The following is an 18,344-nucleotide window of genomic DNA, read 5'->3' as shown; positions in this document are numbered from 1 at the left end:
TTATGAAACGGTTGGTCTCCCCTAAAAGGAGCATCTACGGACTGCTCATCGTGTTTGCCTTACTCATTGGGTTTAGCGCCTTCCAATTCAATGACTCCAAGTCGCTTCAATTGAAACAAGGAGCACATGTTGTCTTGCTGGGTAACAACCTGGGTTCAAGGATGATGAATTACGATCACTTTGAGACCGAGATGCACCTGCGCTACCCCGACAGTCAGCTCTTTATTCGCAACATGTGCGACGGGGGAGACACGCCGGGTTTTCGCCCCCACGCCAGCCGCTTTTCGCCCTGGGCGTTTCCGGGCGCCGAAAAATTTCAGACTGAACTGGCTACTCCATCCGAAAGCGAAGGTCATTTCGACTCACCGGATCAGTGGCTTGCCCGACTGAAGCCAGACGTTATTGTTGCGTTCTTTGGCTACAACGAATCGTTTCAGGGCCAGGCTGGCTTAGCGAACTACAAAGCTGAACTCGATGCCTTTGTTAAGCATACGCTCCGCCAGAAGTACAACGGAACGGCAGCTCCGCAACTGGCGCTTGTGTCGCCCATCGCCTTCGAGGATTTGTCTTCCATGTATGATTTGCCCAATGGCAAGAAGGAGAACGCGAATCTGGCGATGTACGCCAAAGCCATGAAGGAGGTGGCGGACCAGAACAGCCGGGGTACCGGCGTCGTGCTCTTCGTTGATGCGTTCACGCCTTCGCAGAAATGGTACGACGAAAGCAAAGAGCCGCTCACCATCGATGGTTGTCAGTTAAATGCGGACGGCTACAAAAAGTTGGGTATTCTCTTAGCCGATCAGGTCTTCGGCAAGGTTCCGGCCAGGGCGGAAGCCAATCGGAAACTTGTCTACAATGCGGTTATCGAGAAAGACTGGATGTGGCATAACGACATTAAGATTCCGAATGGCGTGCACGCGTACGGTCGTCGCTACAATCCGTTTGGTCCCGATAACTATCCGGCCGAAATTGAAAAGATTCGTCAGATGACCGCCATTCGGGATACGGCGATCTGGCTGGCGGCTTCAAAAGGCCAGAAGATGGACGTAGCAGCCGCTGATGAGCGAACCCGGAAATTACCCGAGGTAAAAACGAATTACAATCCGGATAAAAACGGGAGTTTGACGTACCTCTACGGACAAGACGCGCTCAGCAAACTAAAAGTACCCCCTGGCTATAAAATCGAGCTGTTTGCTTCGGAAAAAGAGTTTCCGAACCTGGCGAAACCGATGCAGATGTCGTTCGACAACAAAGGACGTTTGTGGGTCGCCTGTATGCCGAGTTACCCACATTACAAACCCGGTGATCCGAAGCCGAACGACAAAATCATTATTCTCGAGGACACCAACAACGACGGGAAAGCCGACAAGGAAACAGTATTTGCCGACAACCTGCACCTACCGCTTGGCTTTGAGATCGCGAAGGAAGGCGTTTACGTATCGCAGGGAACCAACCTGAAGCTGTTCACCGACACCAACGGCGACGATAAAGCCGACAAGAGCGAAATCCTGCTGAGTGGCTTCGACGATCACGATACGCACCACAACAGCCATGCCTTTACAACCGATCCATCGGGTGCCATCTATTCGGGCGAAGGGGTGTTTCTGCACACGAACGTAGAGACCCCGTACGGACCCGTTCGGGCGACAAACGGCGGCTTCTACCGCTACGCTCCGCAACTTAAAAAATTGGAACGTACCGCGCAGTTAGCCATCCCCAATCCTTGGGGTATTGCCTTTGACGAGTGGGGCCAGCCCTTCTTCGCCGAAACGTCCAGCCCGGATTTCCGCTGGATGTTGCCCGGCTCTGTTCTGCCTCGCTATGGCGAATCGACCCACAAATCTAAACAGCTCATTGAAGAGGCCCACCGGGTTCGGCCTACGTCGGGTGTCGAGTTTGTATCGAGCCGCCATTTCCCCGACGAGATTCAGGGCGACTTCCTGATCAACAATACTATCGGATTCCTCGGCACCAAAATGCATACGCTCAAGGACGATGGTACCGGCTACAAGAGTACCCATCAGATGGATCTGATCGTGAGCGACGACCGTAACTTCCGGCCGGTCGATATGGAGCTTGCGCCCGACGGTTCGCTGTACGTCATCGACTGGCACAACATCCTGATCGGGCACATGCAGCACAACGCCCGCGACCCGCTGCGTGATCACATGCACGGACGTGTGTATCGCATTACGTATCCGTCACGTCCGTTGGTGCAACCAGCCAAAATAGCCGACGCCAGCATCGAGGAATTACTCGACAATTTAAAACTGCCCGAATACCGGACTCGCTACCGCACCCGTAGTGAACTGCGGGGACGTAATGCCGATGCGGTGTTAGCTAAACTAAACACCTGGGTAGCCAAACTCGACAAGAACGATCCCCGTTACGAGCACCACCTGCTCGAAGGCTTGTGGGTGAGCTGGGGTATGAATAAAGTAGACCAGAAGCTCTTACGACAATTGCTCAAGGCGAAAGATTACCACGCCAGAGCGGCTGCTGTTCAAGTAGTACGATATACGGGGCATCAACTGGGCGATACCGACCAGGCCGATTTGCTGATGCAAACCGTTCGGGACGACAACAGCCGCGTTCGGTTAATGGCTATAGTAGCCGCTTCATGGATTGGTAAAGAGAAGGGGCTACCGATCCTGGCCGAAGCGCAGAAAAAACCAATGGACGACTGGATGGTCCACGCCCACGAAGCCGCCGTTGCGCACCTGAAAGGCGAGCTGGTCAATAAACCGAAAGAGGTCGCCACTACCTCAAACCTACGCGGGGAAGACCTGGCGCTGCATACGCTGGGTAAGCAAATTTTTGCGAAAGAAGGGTACTGCATCACCTGCCACCAGGCCGATGGGAAAGGCCTGACCGCATCGGGATTTCCTCCGCTTACGGGTACGAAATGGGTGCAGGGCGATGAGGAACGTTTGATTAAAATCGTCTTGAAAGGAATGATGGGGCCGATTGAAGTAAACGGGAAAACGTATCCCGGGCAAGTGCCGATGACGCCCTTCGGCGGTCTCTTGAACGACCGGGAGGTAGCTGCCGTGCTGACGTATGTACGTAATGCGTTTGGCAATCAGTCGTCGCCCATTTACCCCGATAAGGTTAAGAAAGTTAGAGCCTCGATCGAAAGCAAAAAGGATTTCTACTCGCCGGATCAGTTGCTTAAGGAGCATCCTATGGAAAAGGGTGTGTCTTCGCGCTAAAAACCTGGTTCACTTATACCCCATCTTTACTCTTACGTTTTGTATGTCTTTGTCAACGGATTCGTCAACTTCACCGCAACGTTCACCTATTGGATTTAATTTATTAGCCTGGTCGGCGCCCATATCCGAAAAGATGCACCCGATTGCCGAGCGTCTCAAGACGATTGGCTACGACGGAATCGAGTGTTTCATCGACAATCAGGATGTCAGCGCTTACCGCCAGTTTGGCGACCATTTGAAACAACTCGGTTTGCTGAGCACGGCCGTGATGGTAGTTGGCCCCGACGAGAACCCGGCCAGCGACTCGCCACAGGTTCGCGAAAAAGCGGTTGCCTATCTAAAGGGAGCCATTGATCGGGCACACGCGATGGGCGCTACGGTAATCTGTGGGCCAATGCATTCGGCTTTCGCCACGTTCAGCCGACGTGAGCCACAGACTGATGAATACGCTCACAGCGCCGAAGTGCTCCATGCAGCTGGTGAATACGCCAGGCAGGCGAATATCGTGCTGACGCCCGAAGCGCTTAACCGCTTTGAGTGTTACCTGTGTAACACGATGGAACAGTTGGTACACCTGATAAAACAAGTTGACCACCCGAACGTACGGGCCATGTTCGACACCCACCATGCGAACATGGAAGAGAAGCGCTTTCCGGACGCGATACGTACCATTGCGCCGGTGTTGGCTCACGTACACATCAGCGAAAACGACCGTGGCACACCCGGTGATGGTCATGTCCCCTGGGATGATACGTTCCGCACGTTAGCAGAATTGAATTACACCGGCTGGATGACCATTGAAGCGTTCACGCGTAACGACGTTGACTTCGCCAACTCAATCAACGTCTGGCGTGAATACAACGATCCCTGGGATATTGCCGAGAACGGGTTGAAGTTCATTAAAGCGATGCAGGCGAGGTACGCTCGCTAACCATTGATTTTTTGCTGACGCGTGGCTCTTCGACTTCGCTCACAGTGACACACTATCTCTGGCTGTTTTATTAAGCACCGGAAGGTAGAATGAATGTCAATCTGAGCGGAGTCGAAGAGCCACGCGTCAGCATTTTTTGCGAACCCCTGACACAGCTCAGGATCTTCCATTTTTCAAGGCAAAATGTAACCACGTGACTATTGGCATGCGCATTTTATGAGGATGTTCGCATGCTCAACATAAGTCTGTTCATGTAAATAGCTATCTTTTCTTTAATTTAGACCCAACGGTATGTAGACTGCGCCTTGGCTACGTGCCGACCAGCCAACAGATAATGACTACTAACACCTGATGATAGGGAGGTCCTTACCGATGAGCAGCCCATCAGCTGGCCCTGATAGCCTGAGCTTTAGTTCGCTATTGTTTAACGCGATGCCAGGCAATCATCTAGTGCTGCTACCCGATGCGCCCACTTTTACGATTGCGGCCGTATCTGACGACTACCTGATAGCCGTCGGTATTCAACGGGATTCCTTGGTCGGTACGGCTGTGTTTGATGTCCTCTTCAGCGACGGAAGGAACGACGTTATTTTCCGACAACTTCAGCAATCGCTGACACAGGTGATTCAAACTAAACAGCCTCATTATATGACTGACCAGCACCACGTGTGGCCCAATGCCCAAACGAGTGTTATGGAAAAGCGTATTTGGCGGGCGGTTAATAAACCCGTTATCGGTAGCGATACTGAAGTCATTTATATCATTCACACGATTGAAGACATCACACATTCGGTGAAGCTGATGGAAGTCGCCGAGGCTAACCGGTATTTACAAGCCATCATCAATGGGTTCAAAGAACCTTTGCAGGTTCTGCAACCGATTGTTGAGAATGGCGAAATCGTTGATTTCCGGTTTAAACTTACCAATCAGGCCTATGCCGCTTATGCCAACGCCACTCCCGAACAGTTACTGGATAAGCGAGTCGGAGAAGTTTTTCCCGGTTACTTCGAGACGATAAGCTTTACTAACCCGGTCGAAACCTACACAACAAGCCAGCCCCTTACGTTTGAAATCCATTACGACAAAGACGGACTCGACCTGTACAACTTAATGAGTACGTCAAAGCTGGATAACGAGGTTGTTATTCACTTTACCGATTTTACGCGGTTGAGGCATCTGCAACTCCAGCTTGAAAGCAAAATCGACGAGTTGAAACGCTCTAATCAGCAGTTGGAAGATTTTGCGCATGCCGCTTCGCACGATCTAAAAGAACCCGTCCGAAAGATTCAGGCTTTTTCCGAACTCTTAAAAACATCGCTTGAAGGCCAACTGTCTGACACCGCAACGGCTTATCTCGATCGGATTCAAACCGCTGCGATGCGTATGAACACACTCATCGAAGCCTTGTTGGCTTATTCGGCACTAGATCAGCAATCGGTAACCCTGGAAGAAGTTCCTCTGAATGAAGTAGTGGCGCAGGTCCTGATCGATCTGGAGTATGAAATAGAGCAAAAAGGAGCCACTGTCCAGGTCGATGAATTATGCGTTATTACCGGCTACCGTCGCCAGTGGGAGCAGGCCTTCCAGAACTTGTTGAGCAATGCCCTCAAATATTCAAAACCGACAATTCCCCCCTGTATTCACATCGACTGTTCTACGGTCAGCGGCCATGACGTAACAATACCCATTGCCCAAACCGATCGGTCAACAGACTTTCATCTGGTTCGCATCCAGGACAATGGAATTGGCTTCAATAGATCAGACGCAGCGCGCATTTTCGACGTATTTACCCGCCTGCATGGAGCTTCTAAATACAAAGGGTCAGGAGTAGGGTTGTCTACAGTTAAGAAAGTTGTTCGCAACCACACAGGTTATATATGGGCCGACAGCGAACCCGGAGAAGGCTCTACGTTCTTTATCCTCTTGCCCAAAATTAAGGTCTAGTCCAGGCAAGGCCGTTCTATTACCGGCTACGTAACACCTTTTCCAGCTCCTTGCCCAACAGTTCATACCCGGCCGCGTTGGGATGCAAACCATCGGAGAAAAGCCGTTCGTCGATCTTGCCGCCGGTCAGCAGTAAGCGTTTGCCAATGTCCTGATAGCCGATGTTTTCTGACCGGGTCATTGCCTGAATGCCTTTATTAAGACCCGCAACCCGTCCCTCCTGCTCACGGCGTGGATAAATACCCAGCAGCGTAATTTTTGCGTTTGGCTGATGGAGCCGGATGGCCTGCACCAGAAACATAAGCCCTTGGATAATCTCCTCGTCCGTATTCAGGTGTAGGTTATTGGTGCCGATGTTGATGACAATCTGCTCGGGCGAAATTCCGTCCAGTTCATCGTGGTACACCCGCCACAGTACATTTTCGACCCGGTCCCAGCCGAAGCCAAAATTACGTACTTGCAATGGCTCCAGGTATTTCTGCCAGGAGTCAGCGCCTGCGATGCGGTTGTTCAAAGGCTTGCCGCCCCAATTGTGTGTGATTGAATTGCCGATAAACACAATTCGGGTTGGCTCGGTCTGGTTTAATTTCAGCATGTCGTTATGCCGATCTTCCCAGTTGTAGCTGCCGGGTTCCCGGTTCTGGCGGGTCGGTATCTGTGTCTTGATCGTGCCAATGGGTTGTTGCAGAATTTCCCGGAGTTTTTTCTCGTAGGCGTCGGCGTACCGCATCATGCCGATATCGTTGGGATGGGTGCCATCCACCATACAGTCGAGATCCATACCGATTTCGGCCATCGAGAGTCGGTAAATACCCGTTACGTTGTCGGTTATCAGCAGTTTGTATGCTTCGTTCAGGTCCTGGTTTGCATTTTCAAAAAGCGTTTGACGGTTTGGCATCAGATACCCTTCCGTGTAGCTGTCGTGATCGGTCAGCAGAATAGGCGTTGACGGATGTCTGGCTCGTATTGCCTTAACGGATTCCACAATGCGCTTTTGTAACTCAGCGCGGCTTACAACGGTCTCGATCAGGTTCGGCAGGCAGTCGAGCACAAATACCTTCGCGTCGATCTCATTGACCAGTTCGATTACTTCTTTCTCCAGCCGCCCGTTGCCCGAAAAGCCGAGGTTGATAACCGTCTGATCCAGCTTGCGAGCCAGAATATTCGTCCAGGCCATGCCGGGACGCGACGCACAAGCTCCCTGGGCAATGGACGTACCGTACACAACAATCGGTTTCTCAGCACGTTGCGGCAACACCGTAAACTGGCTACCCGCAGGTACGCCGATTTCCAGATTCCGCACGCCATTGTACAAAGGAAGGTACAAGCGGTACTCACGACCCAGCGCGTGATACGTATCGTTCGGCTTTAGCTGAGCAAACGTATACTGAACCGTGTCTTTGAAACTGTACTTCCCAGACGCCAGGTGCCACGTACCGTCGCTGTCGATCCCGTACAGGTCCACGCCACTAACACCTGTAGCGGGCATGTGCGGCAGGGCAACCGCACCCGTTACGTTGTAGCGGACGATGATCCCGGGGGCGTTGCTGACAAACCGGATTGACAAACCTGCCGTTTGCCGCGACAAATCCCAGACAGCTTTCCTGACCACCGGTTTTGCTCTGGGCGGAAGTCGCTGGATTGTGTCCTGCATCTCTTTCGGCCACGCTTGCCCGTCGACAACCGGGAATGAACTATTGGCGGGTCTCCACCAGGTATAGGAGGGTGTTGTCTGAGCGGACGAGACCGATAAAACCAAACAAAAAAGCAGCAGAAAGAGGTAGGTAACCAGGTAGCGGGAATTGCACATACAGAGAGTTGTCCTCGAAACAGGATCGATTAACAGTACGTATCAATATTCCGCAAACGTTCGCAAAATACCAATCAACATCGCCCGGCTTAGTACAGGATTTTGTGTACAAAACGTCTTTCTGCAGTCATAGTCGACTTTTAGAGTCACGAGTTATCATCGACAGAATCTAAATCCGGCAACTTAGTCAGAGCCGGTCTTGTCGGGCGAAGAACCCGGCAGGTTCCAGTGATAACGAAGGGCTAACATACGTACCGTAAAAGACAGGCTCAACCCCAATATGGATACCCAATCCCTCGGTATCCACGCCAGGTGATTACCTACCACCACTACCGAAGCCCCCAGCAGGGCCGCCGATGCATAAATCTCTTTCTGTAAAATAATAGGCACCCGGTTCAGTAAAATATCACGTAGTACTCCTCCACCGACGGCAGTAGTAGTGCCCAAAAGAATAGCCACCTCCGCATTATGGCCATAGGAAAGGGCTTTCTCAGCACCCGTAACTCCGAACAAGGCCAATCCCATGGCATCGAACAGAACCACAGGGCGGTTAATACGTAGCACAAACGAATACAAACCGGTCGTGATGGCTGCGGCTAGCAGTGCAGTGGCCAGATAATACCAGGTAGATAGGCCCGTAGGGGGAATAGCGCCGATGCAAAGATCCCGGATAATACCTCCACCGCAGGCCACTGTAAAGGCGATAGTAGCGATGCCAAACAGGTCAAGTCCCCGCTGTTTGGCGGCCGTAGCGCCACTAATGGCAAAGACAAATGTGCCAACCAGATCAAGTACGATGTAGAGCGTATGGATTTTGTCCATCGTGGAACAAACAGCGGTTTAATTCTGGCAGAGAAGGCCAGATAACCTGTTCCTACAGCCAGCAGACGGAGCAAACTTAGGGGAATAAGTGCTGGTATAAAATTAACCGATTCCTTTTTGGCGTCTATCTACGATTTCAAATCAAGGCTATGCTAAGATTCCTTCTCGTAACCATGGTTACCAGGCGATTTATGGCTTTCAGCACTAAACCAACGATGTAGCTATAATGCTCTACACAGATTTCAGATTCAGGATACGCTCGGCTTCTAGTACCGGAGCGGCTTCTTGTAACAATTCGCCTAACGAAGTTAGGTCTGCTTCCGAAAATAAAATGAAGTAATTGGGCATGGGGGTCACCATCAGCAGTTCTTTTCCATGGCTCGTGCAAAACGGTTTCATCGCCAGCCGGTCATGAATCAACTCGCGAAAGTCATCAAACTGGCCGAGGGCCAGGCAGAACAGCGAATTTTGAAACGCTACGTTAACTACCTTGCATCCATCGCATATACCGACGTAGCCAAGGCTATTTTGGGCAAATAGGCGAAATTGATGATTGTGCTCCATTACATGAAACGGTTGTGTTGAGAAACAGAACTAGGAAAATCTATACTGGCAGATTCTATTAACAGACGGTGGCTGATAAGCGACCACCGTCTGAGAGAACATGCTTATCAAGCGGCTATTACGTCGTTCACTACGTCCTGCCACGCTTTCATTTCGGGTACACCGGGCTTGCGTTTTCCGAAAATCAGCGCAATGCTGTTGCCTTCTTTATCGAACAGGTCTAGCCCGGTAACAATACCGTCTTTGGTGGGTTTGCGAGTTATCCAGATGCTGTGAATCTGATCGGCGCGCAAATGCATGTTAAATTCAGGGTCAAGTACATTAAACCAGGGCCCCATAGTGACCAGTTTTTTAACCGGTCCGGTATGAATCTGAATACAACCCGCATTCGACGCAAAAATCATAATCGGTAGTTCGCGCTGCGCCACCGTTTCAAAGATTTTTAGAAGCTGATCAAGAGTAATCTGCTGAGAGTGACCGGATGGGGCCAGGCTAATCCCCTGCTCGCGACCAACTTTGTATTTACGTAACAGACCGAAGAACTCGTGCGTATCCTGCATAGCCAGCCAGCTATCCTGAAAGCCTTGAACGTCAATGTCATCGTTGGCGGTCTCGATTGCTTTTTTCGGATAAGGCACGGCCACGACGGGCGCGGTCTGGTCGGCAGCCCGGTATTTTTGTACTAAAGCTTCATAAGCGGCTTCATCCGATTTGTCCGTCAGGTAGATTTTATGAACGGCTGTCCCATCCTGATCGAAGAACTGAAGGCTTTTGCGACCGTTTTCGTCGACGGCAAAGCCCAAATACCAACGCGACATGAACAATCGCAGGTCGATGTCGGGCCCGAGTACCAAACCGGTATGCTCGCTGAACGATACCTTCTCATAGACGCCCTTACGTTCGTGCACAATGTTGTCGTTGCGCGTTAAAGCCATTACGTAACCTAATAATGGAACCTCCTTTAGGAGATCACGGAAGTCGCCTTCCAGCCGTTGTACCGTTTCGCCGATTTGCGTAGCCAGTAGTTCCGCTTCGCTGACGCCCAGTTCTTTGGCTGCGTCACGGATTCGTGTTTTAGGGTTTTGTTCTTTGAAAGTCGCCCAGCGTTCTTTGAGACTTTGTGATGTGATCATGGGGTATAGACAGTTTGAGTTGGTCGTTGATTAATAGACAATTGATTATAATGAGGAATGATCATCGGGCAGTCCATTTCGGGATGATTCATGAGCCATACATTTAAGTTGAAGGCGCGTTGAACATTTTCGGGCGTAATCACCGCTCGGGGCGTCCCGGCGGCTTCAATCTGGCCTTTCCGTAGCATAATGATCTGATCGGCGTATTGAGCGGCCAAATTCAGGTCATGCAGAATCACGACGACGCAAAACCCTTTCTGGGTGAACTCACGCGCAACTTCCAGTAATTGCTGCTGATGCAGTAGATCGAGTCCCGTCGTTGGCTCGTCTAAGAATAAAATTCCCTGCGGTATGTCCCAGATCTGAGCCAATACACGAGCGAGTTGAACGCGCTGCTGTTCACCACCCGATAAGGTTGTAAAAACACGATTGGCGAAATCCCACATGCCCACTTTCCTGAGCGACAGTTCGGCGATGTCGTAGTCCTGATTGGAAGGGTGAAAATCGAAATGCGGGTACCGGCCCATCAAAACTAGCTCGCTAACCAGAAACGGGAAACTGACCGCGTTCTGCTGCGGCAATACGGCTCGGAGCAAGGCTAATTCCTTATCCGAATACGTATTGATGGGTTTATCACGTAGCCGAATTTCACCTTCCGTTGCGGTTAGTTCGCGGGTGCATACCTTGAGCAGGGTTGACTTACCCGCTCCGTTTGCCCCAATGATCGCCAGCAGTTCTCCCGGGTTGGCCCGAAACGATATGCCATTTAGCAATTGCCGATTTCGGATGCGATAGGATAGGTTGTTGACTTCTAACATAGTGGTTCGAGTTAGGCGACTGTCCGGCGTTTTTCCCGAAATAAGATCCACAAGAAAACAGGCGTTCCGATTAAGGCGGTAAGAATACCAATCGGAAGCTCCGCCGGGGCTACCAGCGTTCGGGCCAGGGTGTCGGCCAGGGTAAGAACAAGTGCTCCGCCCAGCGCCGATCCGATCAACACACGGCGGTGGTCCGAACCAGCTCCCATCCGAATCAGGTGCGGAATAACCAGTCCGACAAACCCAATCACGCCCGCCACAGCCACGGACGTACCAACGGCCATGGTCGAGAAAATGATTACCTGCCGCTTGATCGTTTTGAGATTAACGCCCAGCATACTTGCCTGGCTTTCGCCAAGCGCCAGTAAATTCAGCGATTTAGCTAAGCGAGGAATGCCTACCAGCGCGATTACGGTAAACGGCAGGATAGCTAGTACCGCGGTCCAGCTAGCCCCGCCCAAACTGCCCAGACTCCAGAACGTAATATTACGGAGTTGTTCATCGGTGGACAGATAAGTCATAACGCCCGTTAGGGCACCAGATAAGGCGTTGATGGCAATTCCGGTGAGCAGCATCGTCGTGATTACGTCCCTTCCCGCCAGTCGGGCCATGCGGTACACCAGAAAAGCAGTAGCGCAGGCACCACAAAATGACACAACAGACAAGGCATACATCCCCAGTATACCCGTGAGCGTCTGGAAAAACTTGACTTCCAGTACAATCATCATTACCGCTGCCAGCGATGCACCCGACGAAATTCCGATCAGTCCGGGATCGGCAAGTGGGTTACGGAACAAACCCTGAATTGCGGCTCCCGAAATCGCTAATCCGGCCCCGATCAGCACCGCCAGACATACGCGTGGTAAGCGGATGGCTAACAGGATCGCTTCTTTAGTACTATCAACTTCGGTTGCATACCCAAAAGCTTTGCTGATAATGAGCCCGATTTCGTAAGGCGATACCCGCACGGCCCCAACTCCGACCGACAGCACAATCGTTGCTGCTAGCCCAATGCCTAACGTTGGCATCAACCACGGGTTGGTGGTTGTTTGGAAGACCGATTTTGGGGCTGAGCGGGTAGTCGAGGGCGGGTCAAGTGTTGCCGTCGTCATAGGCTTACGCTTTAGGTTTTTGAGCAATTTTCTGGCTTAGCTCCTGCAAGGCTTTGCCTAAACGCGGGGAGAAACCCGTCAGCAGATGCCCATCCATCTCGATAATCCGGCTATTCTTGCCTGCGTTGGTTTGCGCCACGCCCTGAACTTTCAGCAGTCCTGCGCTACCGCCCAGGCTTTCGAGTCCACTATCGAACAACAGAATTACGTCGGGGTTGGCCGTTACCAATGCCTCGGCCGTGAGCGGTTTGAAGCTCTCAAAATCAGGCGTAGCATTCACACCGCCCGCCAGTTCAATCATTTTATCAACCTGCGTTCCCCGGCCTGATACCATCATCGTACCTGTACCCCGCGCGTAGATAAACAGCACTTTGGGGCTATTGGTCGCTTTTCTTACCTGAGCCAGGTCCGTGTCCAGTTTCTTGATCAACGGCTTGGCTTTAGAACCGACCTGACAGGTTGTGGCTACGTCCTGAATCAATTTTTTAGCACCCGCAACGCTGTATTCCTGCTGAAAAGAAATGACCTTAATGCCCGCCGATTTAATTTGCTCAATGACTTCGGATTTGGTTCCGGCGTTCTGCGTTGTCAGAACCAGCGTCGGTTTCAGCGCAATAACACCTTCGGCAGAGATGTTTCGATTGTGGCCCACCTTCGGCAGCTTTTGCAGCGATTCAGGATACGTACTGGTCACGTCGACACCAACCAGGTGCGATTGCAATCCTAAGTCGCAAAGAATTTCACTAACGGTACCATCCAGCGAGACAATCCGAACCGGCTCGTTTTTGGAGGGAATGGTTGCCTGAGCAACATAATTATTGGCCAGGATTCCCAGTAAAAGGTAGGTAAGCCACCGGGTAAAAGCAGATGTTTTTTTCATGGGGATGGTAAGTTGATAAGGCTGAGGTGTCAGACTCAACGAACCGACACCTCAGCGAGAGATTGATTAATTGACTTGCTTAACCAGCTTGTATTCCAGTTTGGGCTTACCACGTTCACCGCCATCCTGCGAAGTGAAGCTAAGAAACTTGACTTTGTACACGTTCCCCGTGGCATCCTTCACGACGTAGAACCGGTCAGTTTTTACCCCAACGGTACCCGTCGTTGCCCGCCAGTTTGAACCGATGATTGAACGATCGTTCTTAAACGTAGTGGTCGCAATATTGCTTTCGGCGTAGGCGTCGTACGTAACAGCGCTGGTCAATACTTCCGCAGCTGTTACCCCGCCCAGCGCGTTGATCAATACCTGATCAGCGAAATAATAGGCAATGTCATTCGTGCCATCGCTGGTTTTGCTTAAGGCGCCCGACCAAACAATATCCCAACGTGTTTTGGCAGGTTCTACATCGACCAGTGCGCCCGAATCGAACGATACGTATTTGAAATTATAGGCGTTGTCTTTCGGAATGGTAACGGTTTTAAACGTGGTTTCTTTAATACCAGCGTATTGAAGCGTATAGCCGGTTGAGCCGCTGCGCAACACCCTAAATTTAACCCAACCTTTAGCGGGTGTGCCACCGCTTGTCCCCCGGTTGATGATGTACACCTTGTTGTCGGCGTCGGTCGCTGAAATCGCAGGAATCACTGTTTTCGTAATGTCGCCCGATACGTCATCGACTAATTTCAAACCGGATGGATCGAAGCCTAACGTAAGCGCTACCCCAACCGTATCAGCCGCCGTGACCTGCGTTAAATCGTTTTTAGCCAGCGCAATAGCGGTTGCTCCGGTCATGTTGTTAAGGATAACCCGAAAATCGGTTCCCGCGTGAAAACCTAAATCCCAGCTGGCTCGCTTTACCGGATTCTGGGCATTGTTGCTCAGATCGACGAATACCGCGTTGATAGCGCTGGCGCCACCCGTTCCGCCGTCGAGCGTCAGGTTGGTGCCGCTCGAAACAATTGAGGTGAACTTAACCGTTTGCTGCTTCGTGGTTCCAACCAACACCGGGCTCCCTGCTGATGCAATAGTCAAGCCGATGGTTTCGGTGCCGTTCAGAAAGAGGTTGTCGGCTTTCGCCAGCTTGAACGATGTTTCGCTGCTTCCTGCCGGAACCGTTAGCGACAACGTATTGCTGGTCGTTGCTGGATTTGTTGTAAACTGTGTTCCGTACGTAATGCCGGAGGGTGTTACCTGAATAGTTACGGGAGTAGCCGCATCGACAGCGCGTGACAACTTTAGTTTAATCGTAGCTTCTTTAGTAGTCGCATCCATACCTTGTTCCGCACTTTCGAACTGGATTAAATTGTCGGGCAGCGGTGGGTCGCTTTCCTTACAGGCATTCAGTGTGGCTGCGCCTAAAATGCACAGGAGTGCAATGGATTTTTTCATAAAACTTGGTGGTTTGATATCCTGAATAAGTAATGGATTTGTTTCCTCCAAAAGGGAGATTTAGGTGTGGATAGAAGCTCGTTTAGTCTTTGTGCCACTGAAAACTTAGCCCCAGAAAATAAGAGCGTCCGTAACTCACTGGAGCTGCTCCGCCCAAACTGTGAGCGCTGCCAGTATCCGTTGACGTATTGGCTAGTCGTGTGATGTTGAACAGGTTTTTAGCACCCGCTGTCAAAGTCAGATATTTCGCAATTGGCTTAGTGATGGTGACATCTGCCCAATGGAATGGCGCTATCTCGGTTAACGTAGCCGATACCTGGTTATTTGCCGTTACGGTTGCCAGATAGCTTGGTCGCCTGCCTGTGTATTTATAGAAGAGACTCAACTTGGTGTCAATTTTCGTCAGCGTATACGTCAGATTCGTATTCACTTCGGGCGACCACATAAATTGAGGTAGTCCACCTACGTAGCTTGTGGTATCGGTTGTCGTCAGCAGGTTATTGAAGCGACCGATGTACGAGAATCCCACCGTTGCCTGTAGCGCTTTCCAGGAAAAGACGTTCTCTAACGTCATACCCGTCGTTTTAAATTTATCGATGTTGATGTTCATCGAAATTCTCGGATCGTTTGGATCTATCCCGTAGCTAATCAGGTTATTAAATACGTTGTAGAAAGCGCCGAGGGTAGATTTAAACCGCCGACCTGCCTGCCATACCAGCGACCCGTTAACGCTATTCGAGGTTTCAGCTTTCAGGTTCGGGTTACCCTTGATGGAGTGACTGGCGTCGAAGAAGTTAAAATACAGTTCGCGCAGGGCAGGCGAGCGAAAACCGCGTGCGTAAGACAAACGTAGGTCAAGCGCGGGAGTAAGCACAAATTTGGTGTTCAGGGAAGGAATAACCGGTGGAGCATCGTAGACCGAGTTTTTGATGAAGCGCAAACCAGGACGAATGCTGATCTTAGCGGTTGGGTTGATGGTCGACGAGATAAAAAACGCGTAATCATTGATGGTAGGCGAACCCAAAATGCGCGCTCCGGAGCTGGCATCCAGGTTGATATCGACACCGGGCTGTACCGAAACCGCCGACGAAACTTTATACGATGCCGTCGCGCGGTAGGTCTGGCTGGTGAAAATGGATACATCCTGCTCACCTTCGCCCAGCGACAGGGTTCGTCGGCCCGTGCTTACATCCAGAATTGTGGTTTGGGTCCGCCGTTGGTAGTCCGTATAAGCGGCCTGCCCATTGAGTTGCAGCCGTTCGCTTAGTTTCCAGTCCCCCTGTAGTTGATGGACGTAGCGATGGGTAATGTATTTCTGATCGCGGGCCTGGCGCGTATTCACATTTTCTGGTCCCTGGCTCAGCAAATCTTCTTTTAGCGCATCCAGCCGATAGTATACGTTCAGGTTCTCGTTGCGATAGCCAAGTTTACCGTGCCCAAACAGCTGATCTTTAGGAAGCCAGTCTTTAGCGCGCCCGATAGCCTGTCCCTGCCAGCCCCCGAACGTATTGTTTGTGGCACCAGCCGATACGTTCCAGCCTTTCTTTTGCCACGTTACGTTCGCAGTTTGCAGGTGCAATCCTTGATTGGTCAAGAGATTATAGTCGTTGCTAGCGGTTTCTTCCTGAATCCGAGCGTTAACGCCAAGCCGCTCGTTACTAGGCTTTTTCGTAATAATATTGATAACGCCCGCCAGGGCATCCGAACCGTACGAAACGGACATCGGGCCTTCTACAATCTCAATGCGTTCGATGGAATTAATGTCAATCTGGTTCAGACTCTCGCGCGTGTCGCCCCGGTCAACCATCGGTAAACCGTCCAGCAAAATTTTCACGTTACGTCCCGACATACCCATAAGTTGAACGTCGGTGGTGCCGAGCGTCAGGTCGCTGGAAAAGCGAAAGCCTAATTCGTTGTTTAGTACACCCATGACGTTAACCGCACCCCGCAACCGAATCCGCTCACTATCAATGACACGTATTTGATAAACCGACTTTTTCATGGACTGAGGTTCGTATTGACCGGTTACTACTACTTCGTCAAGTTGGTTCTGCGCTGCTTTCAGACGGGCTGAAACAACGCTCGTCTTACTAGTTATTACGTCAACAATCTGTCGAACCGGCTCATAGCCTACCATCGAAACCTGTACCTCATACGTACCAGAAGATAACCCTTCCAGGATAAAGCGCCCGTTGTTATCGGCGGTTGTCGCTCGCTTCAGTGATTTGATCAGCACCGTTGCCGCCGTTCCCGGACTACCATTAGCTAAAGTAACGATACCCTCTATACGTGCATCGGTAGTAACCTGCGCCCGGAGTATCGGTGAGTACACGAACACTAGTATGATCAATAAGGCAGACAGCCGATGCACGTATAGCGTATTCATAAATGTCCTTGGTTCGGGCTTGGCTTGTTATCATACGCTCTATGCCGGTCGTTAGCATGAAGCGGAGAAGAAATCCGTGACTTGCTAGCTAGTACGTTAGGGTTACAGCATCAATGTACTTGAGCGTTGATTTTGTTTTTATGTAGACTAATTTTAAATAACAGCACAAATATATGAAGCAATCAATGAGAAGCAATTTTTATTTAGAATAAATCTTAATAATTAACTCTAAGGTGTTTGAGAGGCTTTTCAAAATATTGATTATCGAACAAGCTTATCTCTCCAGGTGACTGTGCAGGTTCTATACCAACTTTAGTTAGGATGTGAGCTAATCCCTTTTCTGTTCAGCTTCAGGCATGTTTCTTTTTCTGAATTAATAATATTGGCCCGGCTTACTCATGCACATACCACCCTGCCCTAACTGACTCATAAACTGACGTAGGCTGATGTCCATGTAATGCTGAAAGTCTTTGATCAGATGGCTATGGTCATAGTAGCCAAATTTCGTAACAAGGCTTAGCCAATCAACAGGGTCAAAAGGCTGCTGACACAAAACAGCGAGTACCTTTTTAAAACGCAGAAAACGCACTAACTCCTTAGCTGAATACCCCAACTGCGTCCGGAAGCGTAACTGAATGTTCCGGGTCGATACTTGGTGCTTCCAGGCCAATACGTTTACAGGTTCAAGAGCGGCATTTGTAAAGTACGGAATGCTGTCCAGCAAAGAGCGGGTCGACTCGTCAACCGGTGCAGCATAATGCAGCGTGTGTTCGCGGATTAACTGTAACCTGTCGGCCAAATTATTCATGGGGGCTAGCTGGGACCATACATCACTGAAACAGCTTTTGTTCAACAGTACGTCCGGGTTATGCAGGTCCTCCCCTTTCAATTGATACATAGGTACCCGTAACAGCCGATAAAACCCGTTGAGTGTGAAATTAACCACAATCAGGTCAGTTGCTGGCTGTAATTCATACACCAGTAACTTCTGCAAAGGGCCTAGCACGGCGGTCTGTCGGATCACATACTGCTCATCGCCGATACGTATCGGCACCTCCGAACCAAAGTTAAACGCCATCAGCATCTCATAGTTGGGCAGCAACTGCTGCGGGAGCGGTGGATCCTGAGCCTCCAGTTGAACACAGTAAAAGTGACTAATTACGGTAGCTAGTCGTTCGTCGGTGTCAATCAGTTGGCTGTTCATGAATAAGATACGTTTCGTTTTCTTACAATTTTTCTCCAGCGGGCGTATTGACCTTTGTAGCGTCTTAACAAATTTTATC

The 18,344-nt window shown here is 50.6% G+C and carries 13 protein-coding genes; 3 read left to right on the top strand and 10 right to left on the bottom strand.

Features of this window, described 5'->3' with window-relative positions:
* Nucleotides 1-2: 2 nt before the first annotated feature.
* The 3 genes from ACYVIY_RS03200 (at nucleotide 3) to ACYVIY_RS03190 (ending at nucleotide 6,087) form a co-directional block, all read left to right on the top strand.
* Complete coding sequence (locus ACYVIY_RS03200) at nucleotides 3-3,212, top strand: PVC-type heme-binding CxxCH protein (RefSeq protein WP_460974820.1); 3,210 nt, start codon at nucleotides 3-5, stop codon at nucleotides 3,210-3,212.
* A 43-nt stretch (nucleotides 3,213-3,255) separates the two neighbouring features.
* Nucleotides 3,256-4,143: a sugar phosphate isomerase/epimerase family protein gene (locus tag ACYVIY_RS03195; RefSeq protein WP_460974819.1), complete on the top strand. Its 888-nt coding sequence runs from the start codon at nucleotides 3,256-3,258 to the stop codon at nucleotides 4,141-4,143.
* 432 nt (nucleotides 4,144-4,575) lie between these two features.
* Nucleotides 4,576-6,087, top strand: coding sequence for a sensor histidine kinase (locus ACYVIY_RS03190; RefSeq protein ID WP_460974818.1), 1,512 nt, complete (start codon nucleotides 4,576-4,578; stop codon nucleotides 6,085-6,087).
* 19 nt (nucleotides 6,088-6,106) lie between these two features.
* Here ACYVIY_RS03190 and ACYVIY_RS03185 read toward each other — a convergent pair whose 3' ends face one another.
* From ACYVIY_RS03185 to ACYVIY_RS03140, 10 genes are all read right to left on the bottom strand, one after another.
* On the bottom strand, nucleotides 6,107-7,897 hold the full coding sequence (locus ACYVIY_RS03185) for an SGNH/GDSL hydrolase family protein (RefSeq protein ID WP_460974817.1): 1,791 nt from the start codon (nucleotides 7,895-7,897) through the stop codon (nucleotides 6,107-6,109).
* 183 nt (nucleotides 7,898-8,080) lie between these two features.
* Nucleotides 8,081-8,719: a trimeric intracellular cation channel family protein gene (locus tag ACYVIY_RS03180; RefSeq protein ID WP_460974816.1), complete on the bottom strand. Its 639-nt coding sequence runs from the start codon at nucleotides 8,717-8,719 to the stop codon at nucleotides 8,081-8,083.
* A 231-nt stretch (nucleotides 8,720-8,950) separates the two neighbouring features.
* Nucleotides 8,951-9,283 (bottom strand): DUF6686 family protein, encoded by a 333-nt coding sequence (locus ACYVIY_RS03175; RefSeq protein ID WP_460974815.1) that lies wholly within the window; start codon nucleotides 9,281-9,283, stop codon nucleotides 8,951-8,953.
* Between the two features lie 107 nt (nucleotides 9,284-9,390).
* Nucleotides 9,391-10,416, bottom strand: a complete 1,026-nt coding sequence (locus tag ACYVIY_RS03170) for a hemin-degrading factor (RefSeq protein WP_460974814.1) — start codon at nucleotides 10,414-10,416, stop codon at nucleotides 9,391-9,393.
* Nucleotides 10,413-11,234, bottom strand: coding sequence for a heme ABC transporter ATP-binding protein (locus ACYVIY_RS03165; protein WP_460974813.1), 822 nt, complete (start codon nucleotides 11,232-11,234; stop codon nucleotides 10,413-10,415). The genes ACYVIY_RS03170 and ACYVIY_RS03165 overlap by 4 nt, the downstream gene beginning before the upstream one ends.
* A gap of 11 nt (nucleotides 11,235-11,245) precedes the next feature.
* Nucleotides 11,246-12,346: a FecCD family ABC transporter permease gene (locus tag ACYVIY_RS03160; RefSeq protein ID WP_460974812.1), complete on the bottom strand. Its 1,101-nt coding sequence runs from the start codon at nucleotides 12,344-12,346 to the stop codon at nucleotides 11,246-11,248.
* Nucleotides 12,347-12,350: 4 nt separating this feature from the next.
* Complete coding sequence (locus ACYVIY_RS03155) at nucleotides 12,351-13,226, bottom strand: heme/hemin ABC transporter substrate-binding protein (protein ID WP_460974811.1); 876 nt, start codon at nucleotides 13,224-13,226, stop codon at nucleotides 12,351-12,353.
* Nucleotides 13,227-13,292: 66 nt separating this feature from the next.
* Nucleotides 13,293-14,675 (bottom strand): HmuY family protein, encoded by a 1,383-nt coding sequence (locus ACYVIY_RS03150; protein WP_460974810.1) that lies wholly within the window; start codon nucleotides 14,673-14,675, stop codon nucleotides 13,293-13,295.
* Between the two features lie 82 nt (nucleotides 14,676-14,757).
* Nucleotides 14,758-17,061: a TonB-dependent receptor gene (locus ACYVIY_RS03145; RefSeq protein WP_460974809.1), complete on the bottom strand. Its 2,304-nt coding sequence runs from the start codon at nucleotides 17,059-17,061 to the stop codon at nucleotides 14,758-14,760.
* Between the two features lie 373 nt (nucleotides 17,062-17,434).
* Complete coding sequence (locus ACYVIY_RS03140) at nucleotides 17,435-18,265, bottom strand: DUF6597 domain-containing transcriptional factor (RefSeq protein WP_460974808.1); 831 nt, start codon at nucleotides 18,263-18,265, stop codon at nucleotides 17,435-17,437.
* Nucleotides 18,266-18,344: the final 79 nt, after the last annotated feature.

It is taken from the genome of Spirosoma knui (genome assembly GCF_054780635.1).
Note: the sequence above shows the minus strand (reverse complement) of the source record. Positions and strands in the feature narration are given on the sequence as shown.

Excerpts from the sequence above, each read along its gene's own strand:
- ACYVIY_RS03200 (WP_460974820.1), top strand. The coding sequence starts at position 3 with ATGAAACGGTTGGTCTCCCCTAAAAGGAGCATCTACGGACTGCTCATC.
- ACYVIY_RS03195 (WP_460974819.1), top strand. The coding sequence starts at position 3,256 with ATGTCTTTGTCAACGGATTCGTCAACTTCACCGCAACGTTCACCTATT.
- ACYVIY_RS03190 (WP_460974818.1), top strand. The coding sequence starts at position 4,576 with ATGCCAGGCAATCATCTAGTGCTGCTACCCGATGCGCCCACTTTTACG.
- ACYVIY_RS03185 (WP_460974817.1), bottom strand. The coding sequence starts at position 7,897 with ATGTGCAATTCCCGCTACCTGGTTACCTACCTCTTTCTGCTGCTTTTT.
- ACYVIY_RS03180 (WP_460974816.1), bottom strand. The coding sequence starts at position 8,719 with ATGGACAAAATCCATACGCTCTACATCGTACTTGATCTGGTTGGCACA.
- ACYVIY_RS03175 (WP_460974815.1), bottom strand. The coding sequence starts at position 9,283 with ATGGAGCACAATCATCAATTTCGCCTATTTGCCCAAAATAGCCTTGGC.
- ACYVIY_RS03170 (WP_460974814.1), bottom strand. The coding sequence starts at position 10,416 with ATGATCACATCACAAAGTCTCAAAGAACGCTGGGCGACTTTCAAAGAA.
- ACYVIY_RS03165 (WP_460974813.1), bottom strand. The coding sequence starts at position 11,234 with ATGTTAGAAGTCAACAACCTATCCTATCGCATCCGAAATCGGCAATTG.
- ACYVIY_RS03160 (WP_460974812.1), bottom strand. The coding sequence starts at position 12,346 with ATGACGACGGCAACACTTGACCCGCCCTCGACTACCCGCTCAGCCCCA.
- ACYVIY_RS03155 (WP_460974811.1), bottom strand. The coding sequence starts at position 13,226 with ATGAAAAAAACATCTGCTTTTACCCGGTGGCTTACCTACCTTTTACTG.
- ACYVIY_RS03150 (WP_460974810.1), bottom strand. The coding sequence starts at position 14,675 with ATGAAAAAATCCATTGCACTCCTGTGCATTTTAGGCGCAGCCACACTG.
- ACYVIY_RS03145 (WP_460974809.1), bottom strand. The coding sequence starts at position 17,061 with ATGAATACGCTATACGTGCATCGGCTGTCTGCCTTATTGATCATACTA.
- ACYVIY_RS03140 (WP_460974808.1), bottom strand. The coding sequence starts at position 18,265 with ATGAACAGCCAACTGATTGACACCGACGAACGACTAGCTACCGTAATT.